This is a genomic window from Novosphingobium guangzhouense (genome assembly GCF_002896965.1).
Classification (GTDB): Bacteria; Pseudomonadota; Alphaproteobacteria; order Sphingomonadales; family Sphingomonadaceae; genus Novosphingobium; species Novosphingobium guangzhouense.
In genome coordinates this window covers 1-2,489 of the sequence record NZ_LYMM01000103.1, presented here as the reverse complement: position 1 = coordinate 2,489, position 2,489 = coordinate 1, and the positions used below count along the sequence as shown (strand labels likewise).

The 2,489-nt window shown below is 60.2% G+C and carries 2 protein-coding genes; both read left to right on the top strand.

The window, feature by feature from the left end; translation table 11 throughout:
- Positions 1 to 110 precede the first annotated feature (110 nt).
- Positions 111 to 1,631: an IS21 family transposase gene (gene istA / locus A8V01_RS26940; RefSeq protein WP_103099316.1), complete on the top strand. Its 1,521-nt coding sequence runs from the start codon at positions 111 to 113 to the stop codon at positions 1,629 to 1,631.
- On the top strand, positions 1,621 to 2,400 hold the full coding sequence (gene istB / locus A8V01_RS26935) for an IS21-like element helper ATPase IstB (protein WP_103099315.1): 780 nt from the start codon (positions 1,621 to 1,623) through the stop codon (positions 2,398 to 2,400). Before istA ends, istB begins: the two co-directional genes overlap by 11 nt.
- The last annotated feature ends 89 nt before the right edge of the window (positions 2,401 to 2,489 follow it).

The following is a 2,489-nucleotide window of genomic DNA, read 5'->3' as shown; positions in this document are numbered from 1 at the left end:
TGTTGATTGCCACTGAGAAGTGACCCGGGAAGGCTATAAGTTTCCGCTGAGAATTGACCCATGTTTTCCTGCCTTCCGGCTGCCAGTCGGAGGGTCGTGGAGTGATCGACATGGACTTACTCAGTGTGATCCGCCGTTGGCATTTCCGGCAGAAGATCCCCATTCGGGAGATCAAGCGCCGGACCGGCCTGTCCCGCAACACCATCCGTAAGTATCTTCGTTCCGATGCGGTTGAGCCCAGCTTCAAGGTTCCGGTCCGGCCGAGCAAACTCGATCCTTTCGCGGACAAGCTGACCGCCTGGCTGCGGGTGGAGTCCAAGAAGTCCCGCAAACAGAAGCGGACGGCCAAGCAGTTGCACGCCGATCTGGTAAAGCTGGGATATGATGGTTCTTACAACCGGGTTGCGGCTTTTGCCCGACGATGGCGAACCGAACTGCAGTATGAGCATCAGACCAGTGGGCGTGGGACATTCGTACCTCTGGTCTTTCAGCCTGGCGAGGCGTTCCAGTTCGACTGGAGCGAGGATTACGCCGTGCTGGGCGGCAAGCCCACGAAGCTGCAGGTTGCCCATACCAAGCTAGCGCATAGCCGCGCCTTCATTGTGCGAGCCTATCTGCTCCAGACCCATGAGATGCTGTTCGACGCGCTCACGCAGGCGTTCCGGGTGCTGGGCGGCGTGCCCCAGCGCGGCATCTTCGACAATATGAGGACCGCTGTCGACAAGATCGGGACCGGGAAGGCACGACAGGTCAACGCGAGGTTTGCCGCCATGGCCAGCCACTATCTGTTCGAGACCGATTTCTGCAATCCGGCCTCAGGCTGGGAGAAGGGGCAGGTCGAGAAGAACGTCCAGGACGCTCGACGTCGGTTGTGGCAACCGATGCCCAGCTTTCGCGATCTGGCTGAGTTGAACGCCTGGCTGGAAGAACAGTGCACTGCCCAATGGGGTGAGATCCAGCATGGTGTCATGCCCGGCACCGTGGCCGATGTGCATGCCGAGGAAGTTTCCTGCCTGATGCCGTTAGGCCGGCCCTTCGATGGCTTTGTCGAGCAGATCAAGCGCGTGTCGCCAACCTGCCTCATCGCCTTCGACCGCAACCGCTATTCCGTGCCTGCTTCGTTCGCGAACCGGCCGGTTAGCGTGCGGATCTACCCGGATCGCCTTGTCATTGTGGCCGAAGGCCAGATCGTGTGCGAACATGCCCGGCTCATTGACCGCTCCCATCACAAGCCGGGACGCACAATCTATGACTGGCGGCATTATCTGGCGGTGATCCAGCGCAAGCCCGGTGCCTTGCGCAATGGCGCCCCCTTTCTCGAGATGCCCGAAGCCTTCCGACAATTGCAAAGTCATCTGCTCAAGCGCCCAGGCGGCGACAGGGAGATGGTCGAGATCCTGTCTCTTGTTCTGCATCACGACGAGCAGGCTGTGTTAAGCGCGGTCGAGTTGGCTCTGGAAGCCGGTGTCGCCACCAAGACCCACGTTCTTAACGTGTTGCATCGCCTTATCGATGGCAAGGCGCCTCCAGCTTCGCCGATCGATGCGCCTCAGGCGCTGCGCCTGACGCAGGAGCCCGAAGCCAATGTCGTTCGCTATGACACGCTCAGGGAGATCCGCCATGCGTCATGATCCCGCCAGCGCTGCGGTCATCGTCATGCTGCGCAGCCTTAAGATGTTCGGCATGGCTCAGGCCGCAGACGAACTGATCGAGCAGGGTGCGCCCGCCTTCGATGCTGCCTTGCCGATGCTGGCTGGGCTCCTGAAGGCAGAGATGGCCGAACGTGAGGTCAGGTCCATCGCCTATCAGATCAAGGCGGCCCGCTTCCCGGCGTACAAGGATCTGGCTGGCTTCGACTTTGCTGCCAGCGAGATCAACGAAGCTCTCGTGCGCCAGCTTCATCAGGGCGACTTCATGGAAAACGCCGACAACGTCGTGCTCATTGGCGGACCCGGAACCGGCAAAAGCCATATCGCTACTGCTCTGGGCGTCCAGGCTGTCGAGCATCACCGTAAAAAGGTCCGCTTCTTCTCCACGGTCGATCTGGTCAATGCGCTTGAGCAGGAAAAGACTTCGAACCGGTCCGGCCTGCTGGCAGAGCGCCTGCTACGCCTCGACCTGCTCATCCTCGATGAACTGGGCTACCTGCCCTTCAGTTCATCGGGCGGCGCCATGCTCTTCCATCTGCTCAGCAAGCTCTATGAGCGCACCAGCGTCGTCATCACCACCAACCTGAGCTTCAGCGAATGGTCCGGTGTGTTCGGCGATACCAAGATGACCACCGCGCTGCTCGACCGGCTCACTCACCACTGCCACATTCTGGAAACCGGGAACGATAGCTTCCGCTTCCGCGCCAGCACCGCTGCACCCAAAGCCAGAAAGGAGAAGCCAGCATCTTGAACCCGCCGTTCAACGGCAGCACATAAACCACACCCACCCGGGTCACTTCTCAATGGAAACCCCGGGTCACTTCTCAGTGGCAATCAACA

What these genes read in the sequence shown, in the direction of transcription:
- istB (WP_103099315.1), top strand. Translation starts at nt 1,621, where the DNA reads ATGCGTCATGATCCCGCCAGCGCTGCGGTCATCGTCATGCTGCGCAGC.
- istA (WP_103099316.1), top strand. Translation starts at nt 111, where the DNA reads ATGGACTTACTCAGTGTGATCCGCCGTTGGCATTTCCGGCAGAAGATC.